19 protein-coding genes and 1 pseudogene are annotated in these 19,426 nt (G+C 67.1%); 14 read left to right on the forward strand and 6 right to left on the reverse strand.

The genetic code is table 11. The features are described from left to right. Positions 1-536: pseudogene (locus BRAO375_RS16665) on the forward strand (methyl-accepting chemotaxis protein); the annotation flags it as partial. Positions 537-608: 72 nt separating this feature from the next. Here BRAO375_RS16665 and BRAO375_RS16670 read toward each other — a convergent pair. Beyond that, complete coding sequence (locus BRAO375_RS16670) at positions 609-1,073, reverse strand: DUF4399 domain-containing protein (RefSeq protein WP_009028635.1); 465 nt, start codon at positions 1,071-1,073, stop codon at positions 609-611. Positions 1,074-1,400: 327 nt separating this feature from the next. On the opposite strand from BRAO375_RS16670, the gene BRAO375_RS16675 reads away from it, so the two are divergent. Beyond that, positions 1,401-1,853 carry a cupin domain-containing protein gene (locus BRAO375_RS16675; protein WP_009028636.1) on the forward strand — a complete coding sequence of 151 codons (453 nt, stop codon included), beginning with the start codon at positions 1,401-1,403 and terminating at the stop codon, positions 1,851-1,853. Positions 1,854-1,915: 62 nt separating this feature from the next. On the opposite strand, the gene BRAO375_RS16680 is transcribed toward BRAO375_RS16675, so the two are convergent. Next, positions 1,916-2,734, reverse strand: a complete 819-nt coding sequence (locus BRAO375_RS16680) for an MBL fold metallo-hydrolase (protein ID WP_009028637.1) — start codon at positions 2,732-2,734, stop codon at positions 1,916-1,918. 109 nt (positions 2,735-2,843) lie between these two features. Here BRAO375_RS16680 and BRAO375_RS16685 point away from each other — a divergent pair, with 109 nt between their 5' ends. Continuing rightward, on the forward strand, positions 2,844-3,770 hold the full coding sequence (locus BRAO375_RS16685; RefSeq protein ID WP_009028638.1) for an alpha/beta fold hydrolase: 927 nt from the start codon (positions 2,844-2,846) through the stop codon (positions 3,768-3,770). 5 nt (positions 3,771-3,775) lie between these two features. Here BRAO375_RS16685 and BRAO375_RS16690 read toward each other — a convergent pair whose 3' ends face one another. After that, on the reverse strand, positions 3,776-5,302 hold the full coding sequence (locus BRAO375_RS16690) for a hypothetical protein (protein ID WP_009028639.1): 1,527 nt from the start codon (positions 5,300-5,302) through the stop codon (positions 3,776-3,778). Beyond that, a complete protein-coding gene (locus BRAO375_RS16695) occupies positions 5,299-6,048 on the reverse strand; it encodes an ABC transporter ATP-binding protein (protein WP_009028640.1) in 750 nt (249 codons plus the stop codon). The genes BRAO375_RS16690 and BRAO375_RS16695 overlap by 4 nt, the downstream gene beginning before the upstream one ends. A 223-nt stretch (positions 6,049-6,271) precedes the next feature. Between BRAO375_RS16695 and BRAO375_RS16700 the strand changes: the two genes are divergently transcribed. The 8 genes from BRAO375_RS16700 to BRAO375_RS16735 all read left to right on the forward strand — a co-directional run bounded on the left by BRAO375_RS16700 (position 6,272) and on the right by BRAO375_RS16735 (position 12,744). Then, positions 6,272-7,048, forward strand: a complete 777-nt coding sequence (locus tag BRAO375_RS16700; RefSeq protein ID WP_009028641.1) for an SDR family NAD(P)-dependent oxidoreductase — start codon at positions 6,272-6,274, stop codon at positions 7,046-7,048. A 6-nt stretch (positions 7,049-7,054) separates the two neighbouring features. Continuing rightward, on the forward strand, positions 7,055-7,234 hold the full coding sequence (locus tag BRAO375_RS16705) for a DUF2256 domain-containing protein (RefSeq protein ID WP_035640699.1): 180 nt from the start codon (positions 7,055-7,057) through the stop codon (positions 7,232-7,234). A 38-nt stretch (positions 7,235-7,272) separates the two neighbouring features. Continuing rightward, a complete protein-coding gene (locus BRAO375_RS16710) occupies positions 7,273-7,710 on the forward strand; it encodes a DUF3429 domain-containing protein (RefSeq protein WP_283806075.1) in 438 nt (145 codons plus the stop codon). A 64-nt stretch (positions 7,711-7,774) separates the two neighbouring features. After that, a complete protein-coding gene (locus BRAO375_RS16715) occupies positions 7,775-8,524 on the forward strand; it encodes an aspartate/glutamate racemase family protein (protein WP_009028643.1) in 750 nt (249 codons plus the stop codon). A 349-nt stretch (positions 8,525-8,873) separates the two neighbouring features. After that, the gene (locus tag BRAO375_RS16720; RefSeq protein ID WP_009028644.1) at positions 8,874-9,959 is read left to right on the forward strand and encodes an ABC transporter ATP-binding protein; all 1,086 of its coding nucleotides are present in this window, start codon (positions 8,874-8,876) and stop codon (positions 9,957-9,959) included. Positions 9,960-9,999: 40 nt separating this feature from the next. Continuing rightward, positions 10,000-11,046: an ABC transporter substrate-binding protein gene (locus BRAO375_RS16725; protein WP_009028645.1), complete on the forward strand. Its 1,047-nt coding sequence runs from the start codon at positions 10,000-10,002 to the stop codon at positions 11,044-11,046. Between the two features lie 4 nt (positions 11,047-11,050). Beyond that, on the forward strand, positions 11,051-11,932 hold the full coding sequence (locus tag BRAO375_RS16730) for an ABC transporter permease (protein WP_009028646.1): 882 nt from the start codon (positions 11,051-11,053) through the stop codon (positions 11,930-11,932). Beyond that, positions 11,929-12,744 carry an ABC transporter permease gene (locus BRAO375_RS16735; RefSeq protein ID WP_009028647.1) on the forward strand — a complete coding sequence of 272 codons (816 nt, stop codon included), beginning with the start codon at positions 11,929-11,931 and terminating at the stop codon, positions 12,742-12,744. The genes BRAO375_RS16730 and BRAO375_RS16735 overlap by 4 nt, the downstream gene beginning before the upstream one ends. Positions 12,745-13,006: 262 nt before the next feature. Here BRAO375_RS16735 and uraH read toward each other — a convergent pair whose 3' ends face one another. Then, positions 13,007-13,348, reverse strand: coding sequence for a hydroxyisourate hydrolase (gene uraH, locus BRAO375_RS16740; protein WP_009028648.1), 342 nt, complete (start codon positions 13,346-13,348; stop codon positions 13,007-13,009). A 29-nt stretch (positions 13,349-13,377) separates the two neighbouring features. On the opposite strand from uraH, the gene BRAO375_RS16745 reads away from it, so the two are divergent. Together BRAO375_RS16745 and BRAO375_RS16750 are read left to right on the forward strand one after the other, a co-directional pair. Beyond that, positions 13,378-14,571, forward strand: a complete 1,194-nt coding sequence (locus BRAO375_RS16745) for an MFS transporter (RefSeq protein ID WP_009028649.1) — start codon at positions 13,378-13,380, stop codon at positions 14,569-14,571. Beyond that, on the forward strand, positions 14,558-15,907 hold the full coding sequence (locus BRAO375_RS16750) for an amidase (RefSeq protein WP_035640702.1): 1,350 nt from the start codon (positions 14,558-14,560) through the stop codon (positions 15,905-15,907). The genes BRAO375_RS16745 and BRAO375_RS16750 overlap by 14 nt, the downstream gene beginning before the upstream one ends. Positions 15,908-16,072: 165 nt before the next feature. Here BRAO375_RS16750 and BRAO375_RS16755 read toward each other — a convergent pair whose 3' ends face one another. Further along, a complete protein-coding gene (locus BRAO375_RS16755) occupies positions 16,073-18,109 on the reverse strand; it encodes an NAD(+) synthase (RefSeq protein WP_009028651.1) in 2,037 nt (678 codons plus the stop codon). Positions 18,110-18,290: 181 nt separating this feature from the next. On the opposite strand from BRAO375_RS16755, the gene BRAO375_RS16760 reads away from it, so the two are divergent. Then, the gene (locus BRAO375_RS16760; protein ID WP_009028652.1) at positions 18,291-19,142 is read left to right on the forward strand and encodes an SDR family oxidoreductase; all 852 of its coding nucleotides are present in this window, start codon (positions 18,291-18,293) and stop codon (positions 19,140-19,142) included. Positions 19,143-19,426 lie beyond the last annotated feature (284 nt).

Genomic DNA, 19,426 nt, shown 5'->3' on the forward strand with positions numbered 1-19,426 from the left:
TGGCCGAGATCGACCGCGCGAACCAGGCGCATGTCGACGCTGCGCTCGCAGTCGCCGGCAAGATCTCCGCGGCGATCGAGCAGTCGATCGCCTCGGGCGAGAGCACGGTCGCGCAATGGTTCGATTTCAACTATCAGCGCATCCCGGGCACCGATCCCGAGCAGTTCGAGGCGCCGTTCACTGCGCTCTGCGACCGGCTGCTGCCGCCGTTCCAGGAGGCTGCGCTGGCTGCCGATCCGAACGTCGTCTTCTGCGTCGCGATCGACCGCAACGCCTATATTCCGACGCACAACCGCAAGGTCTCACAGCCGCAGCGGTCGGGCGAGCAGGTCTGGAACGTCGCGAACAGCCGCCATCGCCGTTTCTACAAGGACCGCGCCGGCATGGCGGCGGCGCGGACGCTGCACGGGCATCTCGCGCAGCGCTACGAACGCGACATGGGCGGCGGTGCGGTGATGGTGCTGAAGGAGATCGACGTGCCGATCCGGATCAAGGACCGCCATTGGGGCGGGCTGCGGCTTGCGCTTCGGGTGTAGATGAGCGGGCGGCGGGGCGATCGGCAGAGAAAAGAAGGCGCAGCCCGCCGCGCGGGCCGCGCCGGATCGTGGTTATGGCGACTTCGCCTGGGTCGACGGCTCGACCGTGACGGTGATCCGCTCCGACATGACAGGCTTGTTGTGCGGAATGTGGCTCCAGTCGCCGAGCACGAGCTGCAACGTATGCTTGCCCGGGGCGAGGTTGACCGAGGCTTCGGTCTGGCCCTTGCCGAAATGCACGTGGCCGGAATCGACCGGTATCGCCTCGTTGAGCGCGTCGCCTTCGAGTGCGGGGGCGTCGATCAGGAGATGGTGGTGACCGGTGTTCGGCGCCTCGGTGCCGGACGGTGCGACTCCCATGCCGGACAGGCCGAAGCGGATCAGGACCGGCGAGGAGACGGTGTCGCCGTCCTTCAGGTTGATGAAGTAGGCCTTGGCATTCTCGGGCGCGGGCGTTTCGCCGGCCATGACGAGCGAGGTGGTTGCAAAGGCGGCGGTGGACAGCGTGAGGGCGATGGCGAGGCTCAGTCGGCGCATCCTGGGAAATCCTTATCTCTGCGACGGCGGAAAATCTTTAAAGGTGACGGCACGTTGCAGGCTGGGTCAGGCGTCCCGCGGGAGGCATGGCCGCATCTTGCAGTGCAAGCAAACAGTAGATCAGAAGGTTTGGCGAGGCCGCGAACAAATTGCGGCGCTCGCGTGATGTTTATAGCGCTGGCGTGGTTGTGATGCGACGGCAGGTCGCGGCGATCAGTTCAAATTTTAACGATCGCGGAAAGCGCCGGTCAGGCGCATCCGGCTACGGTTGCAGCCTCATGCCGGCACGCGTCCGGTCATTTCAATCCGATGCATTTGAGGTCCAAGATGTCGCCGTCCTTGATCGAAACCGCCAATCTCACCGTCGAGCTGTCGCCGGCGCCGATCGAGCCGTCCTGGATCATCGAGGGCAATCCGACCGCGACCTCCTGCACCATCGCGCGCAGCAGCGACGGCCTCGGCTCGACCATCGTCTGGCACTGCACCGAGGGCCAGTTCAATTGGTACTACGATTTCGACGAGACCATCCTGATCCTCGAAGGCGCGATCGTGCTGGAGAGCGAGGGGATGCCGGCGAAGCGCTACGGGCCGGGCGACGTGATCTTCTTCCGCGACGGCGCCCACGCCAAATGGTCGGTCGAGGGTCACGTCAAGAAGCTGGCCTTCTGCCTGAAGACGCAGCCCTATGTGCTCGGCCTCGCGGTGCGCGTGATCAACAAGCTCAAGCGCATGTTCCTGACGCCGGAAGGCCGCCGCGGCGCCAGCCTTGCGGGCGCCTGAGCCCATTTTGTTGTGAGCATGATCTTGTCGGAAAACCGGTCTCCCCTTTTCCGGATCATGCTCTAAACGCCGTCGAGAATGATCACGGTCGGACTCGACGGCAACAGCTCGCGCGACATCTTCAAAGACCGCTCGGTCCGGCGGTCGATCTCGAACTGCTGGCCGATCTTGCGCATGAACTCGTCGAGCGGCGTCGCGAAGCGGTGCATCGGCAGCACCACCGACGCTCGCAGCCGCTTGGTGATCTCGGAGATGCCGTCGAGCGACATCGTGTAGGTGCCGTCGATCGGCACCATCACCACGTCGAGCCGGCCGATCGCGGCGAAATGCGTCTCGTCGAGCTTGACGTGCAGATGGCCGAGATGGCCGATGCACAGGCCCGCGACCTCGAAGATGAAGATCGAGTTGCCGTCCTTGATCATGTCAGCGCCCATGGCGTCGCTGAAATAGCGGCGGATGTCGGTGGTGATGTTGCGGATCAGCACGTCGCCGACTCGCTCGAACACCTGGGCGGGCTTGCCGTCCTCGCCCCAGCCGCGCAGCACGTGCGGGATGCGCGGATCGGGCGCCAGCGTGTAGTGCGTCGAATGCGCCCGGTTCATCGTGATCACGTCGGGCAGCCGTCCGACCTGATACGCGCCGCTGTAGTCGGTCGCGATGCGGATGCCCATCGGCGTGTCGATGAAGTAGGTGGAATGGCCGGCATAGGTGATCGTCACCTCGTTGCCCGCCGCGGCCATCCGGCGCAGGCTGACCGGCGTGGCGCGCGGGGTACCGCCGGCCATGGCCAGGCACTCGCTGGTGCGCGGTCCCGATTGAGCCAGCCCAGGAGATGCGAACGAGACCAGGAAGGCAAGCAGCGAGAGCAGCGGACGCAGCATGGCGGTTCCTCTTCAGCAGCGCGTCTGAGTGTAGCGAGGAATTGCGATCAGAACTATCCTCATCGCGACGCCCGAGCGCAGGGCTGGCTCACCGAGGCGGGAGGATGGCATGACCAATCGGGACGGATCGTCGCAGGCGCAGGTGATGCAGCCGATCAAGGCGATCGATGCCGGAGTCTTGAGCATCGCTTATGTGGAGAGCGGCCCCTCGGACGGTCCGGCCGCCATCCTGCTGCACGGCTATCCCTACGACATCCACTCCTATGTCGATGTCGCGCCGCGTCTCGCCACACAAGGCTGCCGCGTCATCGTGCCCTATCTGCGTGGCTATGGGCCGACCCGCTTCCGCGATGCGTCGACGCCGCGCTCCGGCCAGCAGGCCGCCATCGGCGCCGACCTGATCGCGTTGATGGATGCTCTGAACATCAAACGGGCGGTGTTCGCCGGCTATGATTGGGGCGGACGCGGCGCCTGCGTCGGCGCGGCCCTCTGGCCAGAGCGATGCCTGGGCCTTGTCTCGGTGAACGGCTATCTGATCCAGGACATCTCCAGGGCCCTCGAGCCGGCACCTGTGCCGCGCGAATTCGCGTTCTGGTATCAATGGTACTTCCAGACTGAGCGCGGCCGCGCCGGCCTTGCGGCGCACCGCGCCGAGATCGCCCGCCTGCTGTGGCAGCAATGGTCGCCGAACTGGGACTTCGACGACGCGACCTTCGCACGCTCGGCGGCGGCGTTCGACAATCCCGATCACGTCGATGTCGTGATCAACAGCTATCGCCACCGCTATGGGCTGGCCGAGGGCGACCCCCGGTATGAAGATCTCGAGCAGCGGCTGGCGAGCCAGCCCGTCATCACCGTGCCGACGATCACGCTCGATGGCGACAGCGATGGCGTGATCCCGGCGAGCGACGGCCGGGCCCATGCGGCAAAATTCAGCAACCGCATCGCGCATCGCGTGATCCCGCGCGCCGGCCACAACCTGCCGCAGGAGGAGCCCGAGGCGTTCGCCGCCGCCGTGATGGAGGTTCTGCGCTGACGCGATCAGGACCGTGCCGGGCTGAGCTTCCAGGCGGCGAACAAGAGACCTGCGGTCATCAGGCCGCAGATCACGGCGGCTTCGGGCAGCGCGAGCGCGAGCGCCGCCGTCGCCGCCCAGCCGATCGAGGAGAAGGCTTCGGCGAAGGTGGCGAGCCGCGACGAGGTCTGCCGGCGCCGGAACTGGCTGCGCCGCGCCTGGATGCGGAACCACAGCTGGATCGCGGTCGAGGAGAGCGTCGCGATCAGCACCGCCGCCGCCGTCACCAGCGCCTGCCATGGCGCGACCCAGGCGAGCGCGAGCACGAGCGGCGCGAAGATCACCGCGATGGTGATCAGCACGACCTCGATCTTGGCGCGCACGATGCGCGCCGCCGGCAGCGGCACCGTCGCCACCAGCTCGGGCGCATCCTCGCCGGAGATCGTGAGCCAGGCCAGGCCGCCGGCGAGCTGCCCCGCCGCCATCACGATGACCGGGGTGATCAGGATCACCGCCTGCGAGCTGTCGGAGTAGCTGCGCCACAGCAGCAAGGCCGGCGGCACCAGATAGAGCAGCTGCATCAGCGTCTGAGAGATCAGCCAGGGATCGCGCCGCAGCAGCATGAACTCCTTCCGCCTGAGCGCCTGCTGCCGCGAGCCGCCACGAAAGCTGCGGATCTGCGCGCCGGCGCGGCTGGAGACGCCTTGCGCAGCGGCGCTGATCGCGGTGTCGGCGAAGCGCGGCGAGAACACCATCATGACGATTCCGAGCAACAACAAGCCCGCGGCGAGCAGGATCAGCAGCGCCTGGCCGTCGCCGAGCGCGGCGCGGGCCGGCAGCCAGACGAGGCTGTCCGGATCGGGCGCGACGGCGGCCGCCGCATCGGAGGTGAGAACGGCAAAGCGCGACAGCGTGCCGTAGGACACGATCGCCGCGATCTGCAGCATGATGACGAAGCCGGCGCCGATCACGGCCGCCAGGATCTGCGCCACCAGCCGCGTGCGGGCCGGGCCGATCAGGCGGAACAGGACGATGGTGATCGCGATCGCCAGCGCGGCCGCGGACAGGCCGACGGCCGCCACCACCACGAACGCGGCGAGCCAGCGGACGCCGCCTTCGAGCAGCAGCACGTCGACGAACGGCGTCGCCAGCAGCAGCGCCATGCTGGTCACGGACAGGGCGATGGCGGCGATGCGGACGGAGAAGATTTCGGCCAGCCGCACCGGCGAGGACATGATCAGGTCGAGATCGGCGCGGGCATAGAACACGCGCGTGACCGACTCGATCGCCTGCGACAGCATCAACGCCCAGGACAGCATGATGGTCGCGGTGATGACGATGAGCGCGGTCTTGTCGAGCGGCGGCTGCAGGTCGGCGTAGCGGCCGACCACGGCCCAGGCCGGCAGATGCATGATCGCCCCGAACAGCACGAGGCCGATGATCGCGGCGCGGGTGCGGCGCCGCCGGCCGGCGGTGATCATGCCGAGCCATTCCCGCCACGCGAGCCTGAGCTCGTGGCGGGCGAACCAAGCCAGCGTCGCCGCCCGTGTCATGCCGCGGACTCGACGTCGACGAGCGCAATGAACAGCTCCTCCAGGCTGGTGTCGGTGCGGCCGTTCTGCTGGCGCAGCTCGGCGAGCGTGCCCTCGGCCACGATGCGGCCGGCGGCGATGACGCCGATCCGGTCAGCCATGCGCTCGGCCACTTCGAGGATGTGCGTCGTCATGATGACGGTGCCGCCGCGGCGAACGCGCTCCGCCAGGAGACCCTTGACGTGACGCGCCGAGACCGCATCGAGGCCGGTGAGCGGCTCGTCCAGGATGATCAGCTGCGGGTCGTGCACCAGCGCGCCGGCCAGCGCCACCTTCTGCCGCATGCCCTTGGAGAAACCTTCGCAACGCTCATGCAGATGCGACTCCAGCCCGAGCGAGACCAGCAGCCCACGGGCCGTGTGGCCCGAGCTCGCAGGATCGATGCCCCACAGCCCGGCGACGAATTCAAGATATTCGAGCGGCGTGAGCTTGTCGTAGATCATCGGCTCGTCCGACACCCAGGCCATCACCTGTTTGGCGGCGATCGGGTCGCGCAGCGCGTCGATGCCGAAGATCGCGATCTCGCCGGCATCCGGCCGCAGCAGGCCGGCGACCATGCGCAAGGTTGTGGTCTTGCCGGCGCCGTTCGGGCCGACCAGCGCATAGAACTCACCGGCACGCACGACGAGGTCGAGCCCGTCGACCGCCGGCCGTTCGAAACATTTGGTTAACCCTCGGACGGTGAGGGCGGAGCTCTCTGGTGTCATGACCGCTCATTCGGTTTGCATCGGCAACTTGGACGCAACTCGTTGCGGCGCGGTGAACGATCCCTCGATCGTGATCGCGACGAACCCTTCCCGGCCGACGAGTTCCAAGCGCAAGAGCCGGATTTGCTGCGCCCAGCCTAGCGCAATGATCCGAGCGCGGGGTGACGTCGTTAGGATCACGAGCAGCTGTGATCGCGGCTGTACCGCTCCGGCGAGGTTGGACGTGACGGATCAGCTGATCGCGAACGCGACGCGTGACGCCGCATCGGAGGCCACGACGCCCCTGCCCCGGCCTACCGTCCGGCTGGCCTCCTTTCCGCGCGGCGGCGTCGCCGCCGTGTTCGGCGCCAGCGGCGGCATCGGCTCAGCGCTCAGCTCGGCGCTGACTGACAGTCGCCAGTTCGACGCCGTGCTCAGCCTCAGCCGCAGCACGATCCCTGGGTTCGAACTCACCGATGAAGACAGCATCGCACGGGCCACAGAGCAGATCGCTGGCGCTGGCGAAGTCCGGCTCGTCATCATCGCCACCGGCATGCTGCACCAGGGGGACAGGCTGCCCGAAAAGAGCTGGCGTGAGCTCGATGCCGATCATCTGGCCCGTGTCTTCGCCATCAATGCGACGGGTCCGGCGCTGCTGATGAAGCATCTGCTGCCGCGGCTACCGCGGACGGGGAAGTCGATGCTTGCCGCCTTGTCGGCGCGGGTCGGCTCGATCGGCGACAACCGGCTCGGCGGCTGGTACGGCTATCGGGCCTCCAAGACGGCCTTGAACCAGCTCGTGCATTGCGCGGCGATCGAGCTTGCCCGCCGGGCCCCCGAGGCGATCTGCGTCTCGCTGCATCCCGGTACGGTGGCGACAAAGCTGTCGGCGCCGTTCGCCTCCGCCAGCGGCGTTGCGCCGGCCGAGGCGGCACGGCATCTGCTCGGGGTCATCGACCGGCTCGCGCCGCAGGACTCCGGCGGCTTCTACGACTGGCGCGGCACACCGGTGCCGTGGTGAAGCGCCATGCCGAAGATGCGCCGCAAGTCCGACCTTCCGACCAAGATCTGCGCCGCGTGCAGCCGGCCATTCGCGTGGCGGCGCAAATGGGCGCGCGACTGGGACCAAGTGAAGTTCTGCTCCGACCGTTGCCGGTCCGAGCGACGCAAGACGGCGAGCGCGCCATCGGCGCGGCCCGACACCTGATGGAGATCACGCGCATGCTCAGTGGCATTCCCACCTCGATGCGGATCCTTGGGCTCGGGGGGCTGATCCCTTTCGTCGGCCTTGCTCTGCTGGTGATCGCCGGCCAGGGGCCGGCGCGGCTGATCGCTTTACAGGCCCAGATCGCCTACGGCGCCGTCATCCTCAGCTTCCTCGGCGCCGTGCATTGGGGGCTCGCGGTGCAGACGCCGGCGCTCGCCGACTGGTGGCGCATGGCCTGGGGTGTCACGCCGGCGCTGCTCGGCTGGACCGCGCTGCTGCTGCCGGCCGCGCCGTCGCTGATTCTGCTGACAGCGGCGCTGCTGGCGGCGCTCGTCGTGGACGAGCTCTGCTTCGGCGGCAACGACCAGCGTTCATGGTTTCTGAAACTTAGACGGCTGCTCAGCGTCGGCGCGATGGCGTCGATGCTCGCGACCTTCGTCGCCATGATCCTCGTTCGAATGCCGGGCGCGGCGTGAGGATGTCGGGTGTAGACAGAGCGTCGATGCCTCGGGCAAGCTCGCCGAACTCTGGCGAGGCCTCATGAACATCCTGCTGCTCAATCCCAACATCCGCTCCGACATCACCGACCTCATGCTGCAGGTCGGCCGCGACTCCGCCGCGCCGGGCACGACGCTGATCCCCTGCACCGCGCCGCGCGGCGTACCCTACATCGCCACCCGGGCCGAGGCGCAGATCGGCGGCGCCGTGGCGCTGGAGATGCTGGCGGAGCGCAACGGGACGTTCGATGCCGCGATCATCGCCGCCTTCGGCGACCCCGGCCTGTTCGCGGCGCGCGAGCTGTTCGACGTGCCCGTGATCGGACTTGCGGAGGCGGCGATGCTGACGGCCTGCATGGCCGGCCGGCGCTTCGCCATCGTCACCTTCGCGCAGGCGCTCGGACCCTGGTACGAGGAGTGCGTGCGCATGCACGGGCTGATGGAGCGCTGCGCCGGCATCCGCATGCTCGACGGCAGCTTCAAGCAGATCTCCGACGTGCAGCACGAGAAGGAGGAGCTGCTGGTCGAGCTGGCGCTGCGCGCGGTCGAGGAGAACGACGCCGACGTGCTGATCTTCGCCGGCGCGCCGCTGTCGGGCCTCGCCGCGCGCGTCGCGCATCGCATTCCCGTGCCGGTGGTCGATCAGGTGATCGCTGCCGTGAAGCAGGCCGAAGCACTGCTGGCGTTGAAGATGCGCAAGGCCACGGCAGGGACGTTCCGGCGGCCGGCGGCGAAGCCGACGACGGGATTGCCGGAGGCGCTGGCGGCGCGGCTGGAGCACCGTGACGTGTAGTTCGCCGGCATCGTCAGCAGGCCCATCTCCCTCCACGTCATTCCGGGGCGCGCGTTAGCGCGAGCCCGAAATCCATAGCCACGACTGTCTGTGACGACATGAGGTGTGCCCACGAGCATCTCGCCCGACAACAGCTGCTTGTGGGTATGGATTCCGGGCTCGCCCTTCGGGCGCCCGGAATGACATGGAGAGAGTGGGGCATGAGCTGACCGCATGCGCTTGGATCGACCCCTCGGACATCGCCACACACTTCCGTACCTCTCACCCCCTCGCTTGTACACAAACAGCCTCTGCTGCCTCAAAACGCGGCATGCTTCTTGCTTTTTCAGCTCAGTTGAGCAGGAAGCCCATGGCCAGCGTATCGGAAGCCAAGTCGCTCGTTCTCGATCGGATCACGCACCGCTTTGCCAGCGGCACGATGGCCGTTTCCGACATCAATCTCGATGTGAAGGGTGGCGAGATCATCGCCCTGCTCGGTCCGTCCGGCTGCGGCAAGACCACGCTGCTGCGCATCATCGCCGGCTTCATCGGCCAAAGCGAGGGACGGGTCCTCATCGGCAATGACGTCGTCGATGCGCTGCCGCCCAACCGGCGCGCGGTGGGCATCGTGTTCCAGAACTACGCACTGTTTCCGCACCTCTCGATCTCCGAGAATGTCGGCTACGGGCTCGCCGCGCGCGGCGTCGACAAGACCACGCGCAACAAGGAAGCGCAGCGCCTGCTCGACATGGTGCAGCTCGGCCCCTTCGGCGAGCGGCTGCCGCGGCAGTGGTCCGGCGGCCAGCAGCAGCGCGTCGCGCTGGCGCGCGCGCTCGCGATCAAGCCGTCGATCCTGCTGCTCGATGAGCCGTTCGCTGCGCTCGACAAGAATTTGCGGCTGGACATGCAGATCGAGGTCAAGCGGCTGCAACGCATGGCTGGGACGACCACGCTGATCGTGACCCACGACCAGGAGGAGGCGCTGTCGTTGGCCGACCGCGTCGCCGTGCTGAGTCATGGCCATCTTGAGCAGTTCGGCACGCCCTCCGAGATCTACGATCGGCCACAGACGCTGTTCGTGAATACCTTCGTCGGCACAGCGAACAGACTGAAGGGCACCGTGATGGCGACCGATGCGGGTGAAGTCAAAGTTGCCCTGGAGGCGGGCGGCGAGATCGTTGCCCGTGCGCCGAAGCCGGTCACTGCCTCTAACAAGGTCACCGTCTGCCTGCGCCCGGAGCATCTCGCCTTCGTTAGTGACGGTTCCGGCTTTGCCGGCGAGATCGGCATGGCGCTGCCGCTCGGCGCCACCGTGGTTCACGAGATCAAGACCAAGGATGGATCGAGCATCAAGATTTCGCAGGCCCGCACCGGCGACACGCCGCTGCGCGAGGCGGGCGCGCCGGTCCGCGTCGCGCCGCTGGCGCCCGGGCTCGCAACCGTCTTCCCGGAATGACCAACCAACAATTTGGAGTGAAAGATGATCGGAGTGAAACATGATGCTTGATCGCCGCCGGCTCCTGACCAGCGCCCTGACGCTGGGAGCCATGCACGCCTTCCCGGGCCTCAGCCTCGCGCAGGCGCGGCCCCTGGTATTCGCGACCTTCACCGGCAGTTGGGAGGAAGCGCACAAGGCGGTGCTCGTGCCGGCCTTCCGCAAGGCGAATGGCGATGCACCGATCGTTCTCGACCCGATGCTGTCGGTCGACCAGATCGCCAAGGTCAATGCCGCCAAGGCCAGCCCGCCGATCGACGTCATGCTGCACGATCCCGGCCCGGCGCTGGTCGCGATCGGCCAGGATCTCGTCGAGCCCTACCCGGCCGACAAGAGCACCCATTTCAAGGACCTGATTCCCGAAGCGCAGGACGCGATGGGCCCGGCGCCGTTCTTTCAGGTCGTCGGCCTGACCTACAATCCGGAGACGGTGAAAACGCCGCCGACCTCGTGGGCCGATCTGTGGAAGCCCGAGTTCAAGGGCAAGGTCGGCATCACCAACCTCAACTCCACGCTCGGCACCGGCTGGCTGGTCGAGATCGCGCGCATGCGCGGCGGCTCCGAGGCCAATGTCGACGAGGGCTTCAAGGCGCTGGAGGAGTTGAAGCCAAACCTCGCCGCCGTCGCCGCCAATCCCGGCGCGCTGGCGACCTTGTTCCAGCAGGGCCAGATCGACATCTCACCCGGCAATTTCAACGCCATCCAGATCCTGAAAGCGCGCGGTGTGCCGGTCGAGTTCGTGGCGCCGAAGGAAGGCGCCATCGCGTTCAAGACCACGATCCACGTCGTCAAGAACTCGCCGAACAAGGAGCTCGCCTTCAAGCTGATCGAGGCGGCGCTGTCGCCGGAGGTGCAGACGACCTTGATGAACTCGCCCTATCTGATCGTGCCGACCAACACCAAGGTCGCGATGTCCGGCGAGATCGCCAAGGTGCTGGCCAAGGACACCGCGGAGCTGAAGAAGAAGTTCGTGTTCCAGGACTGGAAGAAGATCAACGAGCAGCGCGCGTCCTGGATCGAGAAGTTCAACCGCGACATCAAGATCTGACGCGATGAAGAGCGCCACGACGGCACGTATTACGGCGCCTGGAGACGTGACCAGCTTCAACCTGGGGCTTGCACTGCCCTTAGGCGTGGCGTTTGCGATCTTCTTCGTGCTGCCGCTGGCGCAACTGCTTTATCTGTCTCTGCACAACGACACCGCGGCGACGGTGTGGGGGCTCGGCCAGTACATCAAGTTCCTGACCGACCCCTTCAGCCTCGCCGTGCTCGGATCGACCTTGCTGCTCGGCGCCGAGGTGACGCTCGCCTGCCTCGTGCTCGGCTATCCCATTGCCTGGCTCTATCAACGGTCGGGCAGTCGCCTGCAGACCTTGATCATCATGATCGTGCTGCTACCGCTGCTCACGAGCGTCGTCGTTCGCACCTTCGCCTGGATCGTGATCCTCGGACGTCAGGGCATCATCAACTCCGTGCTGCAATCGCTCGGCCTGATCGGAACGCCGCTGCGCATGATCTACACGCAAGGCGGACTGGTGGCGGCGCTGGCGCAGGTGCAGATGCCGCTGATGGTGCTGCCCTTGATCACCGCCATCGGCCGCATCGATCCCAATCTATCCGACGCCTCCGCCTCGCTCGGGGCCGGCAGCTGGCGCACGTTCTTCAAGGTGATGCTGCCGCTGTCAATGCCCGGCATCATCGCCGGCTGCACGCTGACATATGCCGCGGCGATCACCGCCTTCATCACGCAGTCGCTGGTCGGCGGCGGGCAGATGCTGTTCATGCCGATGTATCTCTATCAGCAGGCATCGACCCTGCAGAACTGGCCGTTTGCGGCGGCGATTTCGATCATCTTCCTGTTCGCGGTGCTGGCGATCGTGGCGCTGTTCTCCACGCTCGGCAGGCGCGCGCGCGGCTATGGAGATGCGCGATGAGCGGGCGCCAGCGCAATTGGGAGGCGCTGAGCTTCCAGATCGTGATGACGGTCATCGCGGTGCTCGCGCTGATCCTGATCGTGTCGCCGTCGCTGGTGGTGGTGATCGTCTCGTTCACGTCGGGCTTCTCGCTGAAATTCCCGCCGCCGGGCTATTCGACGCGCTGGTATGTCGAATTGTGGAACGCCTGGCAGCTGCAATTCGCCGCGCGCAACAGCGTCGTCGTCGCGCTGTGGTCGACCGGGCTGTCGATCGTGCTCGGCGTCGCCGCGGCGCTGGCGATCTCGCGCTCGAAGACACTGACAGCAAAGCTTCTGGACTCGCTGTTCATGTCGCCGCTGGTGCTGCCCGCCCTCGCCTTTGGATTAGCGGCGCTGATGTTCTTCTCGCTGATCGGCCTGCCGGTGTCGCTGCTCACGCTGGTCATCGGCCACACCATCGTCTGCGTGCCCTATGTCGTTCGCAACACGGTGGCCGCGCTGGCGCAGCTCGAGCCGACATTGCTGGAAAGCTCGGCGATCCTCGGCGCGTCCAGGCTCTACACCTTCCGCCGCATCGTGCTGCCGCTGATCCGCCCCGGCATCATCTCCGGCGCCTTCATCGCCTTCATGTCGTCGTTCGACAACGTGCCGGTGTCGCTGTTCCTGCGCGACGCCGCCACCGACATGCTGCCGATCCGGATGTGGCAGGACCTCGAAGGCAAGCTCGACGTCACCATCGCCGCGCTCTCGAGCGTGCTGATCATCGCGACAGTGGCCTTGATGGCGATCATGGAGCGAGCGACCGGGCTGTCGAAACGGCTGACGGGGTGATTGACCAAGCAGCGTCGCAAGAAACCAAACGGGGACAGCTTGGCCGTCATTCCGGGGCAATCGGCAAAGCGACGACGCATTTACGATTGAACCCGGAAGCTGGAGATTATCAGGAAAGGACGCAAGACAACATCGAGATTTCGGGTTCAAGGCCTGCGGTCTTGCCCGGAATGACGTTGGTCGTGGCGCAGCGGGCCTCAATCACTCCTTACAAGGAGTCCGCCCTTGGCGAGCGTCTCGGAGATCGGCCGCGCAAAATGGACTAAGCCCCGCGGAAAATCGAATAGCCCCAGGGCGTGAATTTCAGCGGCAGATGAAAATGCTCCTCGACCTTGTCGATGGCGAAGCGAAACGGCACTGTGGTCAGGAATTTCGTTTGAGCGTTTGCCCCGAAGAACTCGCCGACATGAAACAGCACCTCATACTCGCCGGCGGTCACGCCCTCGCCCTTGACGACCGGCGCCTGCAAGGTGCCGTCGGCGCCAAGCTGGCCCTCGGCGAGCATGGCGCGATCAGGGGCGACGCGCCAGATCGCGACGCGCAGTCCCAAGGCGGGACGTCCGTTCGCGACATCGACTGCATGAACCGAGATCCCACCAGCCATTTCGCTCTCCGACTTCAGGTTGAAGCGGCATGATAGACGCGAAAGACGCAACAGCGCCAGCGCCGCCGCTGTGGCCTGCGGTCGCTGCGATGACTGCGCTGCAGGCTCTGGTGTCGCTGGCGCTGTTCGCGCCGGGCATCGTGGCGCCGCGCGCGGGCTTGAGCATCGAGCAGCTGTCGCTGTTCTCGACCGCGGCCTTCACGGTCAGTCTTGCTTCCTCGTTCTGGGGCGGCACCTTGGTGCAGAAGATCGGCTCGCTCCGTGTCGCCGCGCTGTGTGCGGTCGCAGTGTCGGCCGGCATGTCGCTGGCGCTGTTCGAGAGCGGATGGGCGCTGCTCGCGGCCGGGCTGATGCTGGGTCTCGCGGTCGGACCGGAAACACCGGCGAGCGCAGCTCTGCTCGGGCGCCTGGTGCCGGCCGAAAAGCGCGCGATGGTGTTCTCGATCCGGCAGACCGGCAGCCAGATCGGCGCGGTGATCGGCTCGCTGCTGCTGCCTCCGATCGCCGTCATGCTTGCGCCGAGCTCGGCCTATGCGACGGTGATCGTGTGCGCCGCCGTCGCCTTCGCGGGCTTCGAACGGCTCCGCCCGACCTACGCCATCGCGCCACCGGACATGCCGCGGCTCGGTCTTTCCGACCGGCTGCACCTGATCAGCGCCGACCGCCGCATGGCGGCGCTCGCGATCGCCTCGATCCCGTTCAGCGGCATGCAGGTGATCCTCAACACCTGCTTCGTCAGCTTCGGCACGTCAGAGCTCGCGCTCAGTCATGTCGAGGCCGGCTGGGTGCTGGCGACCGCCCAGGGCGCCGGCCTCATGGGGCGGCTGGGCTGGGGCGCGGTGGCGACACGGCTGCGCTCCGCCCGCGCGGTGCTCGCGATGGCCGGGGCCGGCATGGCAGTGTGCGCGGTTGTGCTCGGAGTGTGGGGCCCTCTGCTGAACCGCTCCGTCCTGGTTCTCCTGACCTTTCTGTTCGGGTTGACGGCAAGCGGCTGGAACGGCGTGTTCATCGCCGAGATCGCCAATCTCGCCAAGCCCGGACGTGTTGCGGAAGCGACCGGCGCGGTGCTCACCGCGTCGTTTCTTGGTCTCGTCGCGGCGCCGCTGCTCGTCGCGCTGCTGACGCCGCGCGTCGGGCTCGGCGGCAGCTTCGTCGCGCTCGGACTGCTGGCGGCTGCAGGAGCTGCCGTGCTGCTGATGGAGCGTTTTCATGCGCGCAAATGAGATCGTAACCGCCGTTACGGCACGGCAAACGTCAGCAGGCGAGATGGCCGAGCAGGCGCTGGCGCGCATCGACGCGGCGCGTGCGCTCAACGCCATCGTGGCGATCGATCCGGAGCGAACGCGCGCCGAGGCCGATGCCGTCGATGCGCGCGTGAGCGCCGGTGAGATGCTGCCACTCGCAGGTGTGCCCGTGGTGATCAAGGACAACATCTGGGTGGGCGGCTGGCGCATCACGCAGGGCTCACGGCTGTTTGCAGACTTCATCGCGCCGGAAGATGCGATCGCGGTCGCGCGGCTGCGCCGCGCCGGCGCAGTGATCGTCGGCATCGGCGCAACCTCGGAGTTCGCCTGCAAGGGGGTCACCACCTCGCTGTTGTACGGGCCGACGCACCATCCGAACAATCCCGATCTCACGCCCGGCGGATCGTCCGGCGGTCCCGCCGTCGCCGTCGCCGCGGGTTTGGTGCCGCTCGCGATCGGCACCGATGCGGGCGGCTCGAGCCGCCGGCCGCCGGCGCATGTTGGCGTGGTCGGCTTCAAGCCATCCTATGGCGCTGTTCCCTATGGGCCGGGCTTCGCCGAGGCCGGCTGGGGCATCTCGGTGATCGCGCCGATTGCCGCCGATGTTGGCGATGCCCGGCTCGCCTTCGAGGCCATAACGGGAATCGATCCGCGCGATCCGGCGACGTTCGAGCTGCCAAAGGCTGGCCATGCCAAGCCGCTCCGCATCGCGTTCTCGCCACGGCTCGGGCTCGACGTTGCGGTCGACGAGGAGGTGAGCAGCGGCCTGCGGCAGGCGATCGATCGGTTGCGCGCGGGAGGGACCCCGATCGCCGACGCAGATCCGATCTGGCCGGCGGGGCTCGCCGAGGACGCGGTGATGCCGCTGCAGCATGCCGGCTTGGCGGCGCTGCATGGCGAGGCTTTCCGTAGCGATGCCACGCAATTCGATCCCGACATCGCCAAGCAGATCGAGCGTGGCCTTGGCCTCAGCGGCGCCGATGTGGCGCTCGCACTCGAGGCGAGCGCGCGGATTGCGCGCGCGTTTGCTGCGTTCTTCCTGCACGTCGACGTACTGCTGGCGCCCACCGTGCCGTGTGTCGCCTGGCCTTTCACGCAGCTCGGACCAACCATGATCGGCGGCAGGGCCGCGAGCCCGCGTGGCCACGCGGTATTCACGCCGTTCGTCAATCACGCGGGGGTACCGGCGATCTCGATTCCGTGCGGGAGGAATGCGCAGGGTCTGCCGTTCGGCCTGCAGCTGATCGCAGCGCGCGGTCACGATCGGATGCTGCTGGATGTCGCGGCTCGCGTGGAGCAGGTGCTGCAATATTAGTTCGGGTCCGGAGCAAGCGGGACCTCCCCCGCTTGCGGGGAGAAGGTCGGCTTGCATCGTCAGGTGCGATCCGGATGAGGGGAACGGGGAGAGGGAGCGCACCGCCCGTGATGCAAAACGGTGCACCAGGATCATGCCGCGAGAACTCAGTCCCGCGAGCAGCCCTTACTTCGGCACGCTCTCCAGATCCTCGAGCCACGCTGCCGCGTTACCGTCCGATGGTGCGCGCCAGTCGCCGCGGGGCGACAGGGCGCCGCCGGCCACGACCTTCGGGCCGTTCGGCATCGCCGAGCGCTTGAACTGGCTGAAGGCGAAGAAGCGCTTGAGGAACACCTCCAGCCATTTCCGGATATCTCCGAGCGCATAGGCGTTGCGCTTGTCGGGCGGAAAATGCGGCGGCCAGGCGCCCTCTCCGGCATCCTTCCAGGCATGGTGCGCCATGAAGGCGATCTTCGACGGGCGCATGCCGTAACGCAGCGTGTAGAACAGGTTGAAGTCCTGCAGCTCATAGGGGCCGATCGCGGCCTGCGTGCTCTGCGGCGTCTCGCCGTCCTTCACCGGCACGAGCTCCGGCGAGATCTCCGCCGATAGCACGGCTTCGAGCGTGCGATCGACGTCGGCCGAGAACTGATGCGAGGCGATGACCCAGCGGATGAGGTGCTGGATCAGGGTCTTCGGTACGCCGGCATTGACGTTGTAGTGCGACATCTGATCGCCGACGCCGTAAGTACACCAGCCAAGCGCCAGCTCGGAGAGATCGCCGGTGCCGAGCACGAGGCCGCCGCGATCGTTGGCGAGGCGGAACAGATAGTCGGTACGGAGGCCGGCCTGCACATTCTCGAAAGTAATGTCGTAGACCTCCTCGCCACGGCCGAAGGGATGGCCGATGTCCTTCAGCATCTGCGTCGCCGCGGGGCGGATGTCGAGTTCGGCCGCACTGACCTCGAGCGCCTTCATCAGCGCATGTGCATAGGACTTGCTCTGCGCGCCCGTGGCGAAGCCCGGCATCGTGTAGGCAAGGATGTTGGTTCTGGGCAGGCCGAGCAGGTCCATCGCCTTGGCGGCGACGATCAGCGCATGCGTGGAATCAAGGCCGCCGGAGACGCCGATCACGATGCGCTTGGTGCCGGTGGCGCGCAGCCGCTGCGTCAGGCCGGCGACCTGGATGTTGTAGGCCTCGTAGCAATCCTGATCGAGCCGCGCGGCATCGCTCGGCACGAACGGAAAGCGCTCGACCCTGCGCATGAAGCCGATGTCGCCTTCGGTCGGCTGCAGCTCGAAGCCGATGCGGCGCCAATGCACGCCGGCGTCTCGCGCCCGCGCATTGTCGTCGAACGTGCCCATCAGCGCGCGCTCCTGGCGCAACAAATCGAGATCGACATCGGCGAAGATGGTCTGGCCGGTCTGCCGGAAACGCTCGCTCTCGGCGAGCAGCACGCCGTTCTCGAAGATCGAGGTCTGGCCGTCCCAGGACAGGTCGGTGGTGGATTCGCCGACGCCCGCCGCCGCGTAGATGTAAGCGGCGAGGCAGCGCGCGGAGGTCGAGCGGCAGAGCAGCGAGCGGGACTCGGCGCGGCCGACGGTGATCGGGCTGCCCGAGAGATTGGCGAGCACGGTGGCGCCGGCGAGCGCGAGCTCGGACGCCGGCGTCACCGGGATCCACATGTCCTCGCAGATCTCGACGCCGATCACGAGGCCAGCGACATCGGCAGCGGCGAACAAGAGGTCGGTGCCGAACGGCGCCATGGTCTCGGCGACCTCGATCATCTCGCCGCGAATGCCGGCACCGGATGCGAAGTGGCGGCCTTCGTAGAACTCGCGATAGGTCGGCAGATAGCTCTTGGGGATGACGCCGAGCACCTCGCCGCGATGGATCACGACGGCGCAGTTGTAGACGCGATGCGCAAAGCGCAGCGGCGCGCCGACGATCAGCACCGGCATCAGGTCATGCGAGGCTTCCACCAGCGTGAGCAGCCCACGCTGCACGGCATCGAGCAGCGGATCCTGCTTGACCAGATCCTCGATCGCATAGCCGGACAGGCACAGCTCGGGAAACACCGCGACCGCCGCGCCCTGGTCATGGCAGGCGCGCGCCGCCGCCAGGATCGCCGCCGCGTTGGCGGTGGGATTGGCGACGCTGGAGGCGGTGACGCAGGCGGCGACGCGGGCGAAGCCGTGGCGGTAGATCGAATGGAAATTCATCGGGGCAGTCCATCTCCTGTCGCCTGATCATAAGACATGTTCCATGACGGGAGCCATGACAAGGGCGGCAGGTCAGTACCGCCACATCTGCAGGCGGCGCCGCCTTGCGGGGGAACGTCATTTGATTTGCGCCGGCCCTGTGATGCCGGATAGATCGGGGCTCCGCCATTCGAGCGCACGCATGAACCTGTTCGTCATCGGCTTTGGCTATTCGGCCCAGCGCTTCGTCGATCTGCACGGCAGCAGCTTCGCTGATATCACCGGCACGGTGCGCGGCGCCGAGAAGCGCGCGCAACTCGCGCGCTACGAGCTCGACCTGTTCGACGGAACGACCCCTGTCGCCACGACGCTTCAGAAGGCGGCCGAGGCGGATGTCGTGCTGATCTCGGCGCCGCCCGGGGCCGGCGCCGATCCGGCTCTGACCGGGTTCGGCGAGGCCATTGCGAGCGGGCGCGCGCGGCGTGTCGTTTATCTCTCCACCGTCGGTGTCTATGGCGACCACCAGGGCGCCTGGATCGACGAGGACACGCCGCTGGCGCCGGAGCACGACCGGGTGCAGGCGCGCGTCCGCGTCGAGGACGACTGGCAGAGCCGCATCGGGGACCGGCTCGCGGTGCTCCGGCTCGGCGGCATCTACGGTCCAGGCCGCAACGCGCTGGTCGAGCTGCGCGCCGGCCGCGCGCGCCGCATCGTCAAGCCGGGCCAGGTGTTCAACCGCATCCATGTGGACGACATCGCCGGCGCCATCATGGGCGCGATCCGCCGCGAGCACGGCGGCGCCTGGAACATCGTCGACGACGAGCCGGCGCCGCCGCAGGATGTCATCGCCTACGCCGCTGATCTGATGGGCATCGCGCCGCCGCCGGAGCTGCCGTTCGACAGCGCCGAGCTGTCGCCGATGGCGCGGAGCTTCTACGCCGGCAACCGGCGGATCCGGAATGCGCGCGCCAAGCAGGAGCTCGGGCTCGTGTTCGCCTACCCGACCTACCGGGCCGGGCTCGACGCGCTGTGGGCGGCCGGCGAGGGCCGCTGAACTCCGGGGATTTTTGCCCAAGGCCGGAAACCTTCCGCCGTGCCGGCGATTGCACCGAACAGAGATTGTCATGCGGGGCTGACGCGACTGGACGTCGTGCGGCCCTCACGCAAAGGATGTTCGAGATGCAAGCCGACCACCCCATCACCTGGCTGACCTTCTTCACCCTGGCCGCCGGCATCATCATCGCTGCCGGCGCATTCCTCTCCTTCCTCCGCTCGCGGCACAACCGCGAGATCGCGGCGGTGGCCCTCGAAGGCGACGGTCGCGGCCGCGGCGTCGCG

It is taken from the genome of Bradyrhizobium sp. ORS 375, from assembly GCF_000239775.1.
In the GTDB taxonomy this organism is placed as follows: Bacteria; Pseudomonadota; Alphaproteobacteria; order Rhizobiales; family Xanthobacteraceae; genus Bradyrhizobium.